Annotated in this window: 1 protein-coding gene; it reads right to left on the minus strand. The window is 63.5% G+C overall.

Annotated elements, in window-relative coordinates:
• A partial coding sequence (ilvN, locus tag AC1DCP_RS26635) for an acetolactate synthase small subunit (protein WP_476774905.1) occupies positions 1–262 on the minus strand: 262 nt, incomplete at its 3' end.
• Positions 263–387 lie beyond the last annotated feature (125 nt).

Consider the following 387-nt stretch of genomic DNA (forward strand, 5'->3'; position numbering starts at 1 on the left):
GCATCAGCTCGCGCTCGATGTGCGCGCCTTCCGTCAGGTCCACCACCTTGACCACTTCCACCAGGCGGTTCAGGTGCTTGGTGATCTGTTCGATCACGTCGTCCGAACCGGTGGTGACAATGGTCATCCGCGACAGCGACGCATCCTCGGTGKGGGCCACCGTGAGCGTCTCGATGTTGTAGCCGCGCGCCGAAAACAGCCCCACCACGCGCGACAGCGCGCCGGGTTCGTTTTCCAGCAGGACCGAAATAATGTGTCGCATTACAGGTCCTCCGCGCCGAGCAGCATTTCGGAGATGCCCTTGCCCGCCTGGACCATCGGCCACACGTTCTCCGTGGGGTCGGTCTGGAAGTCCAGGAACACGGTGCGGTCCTTGAGGCGGAACGC

This window comes from Agrobacterium sp. 10T429, assembly GCF_056393925.1.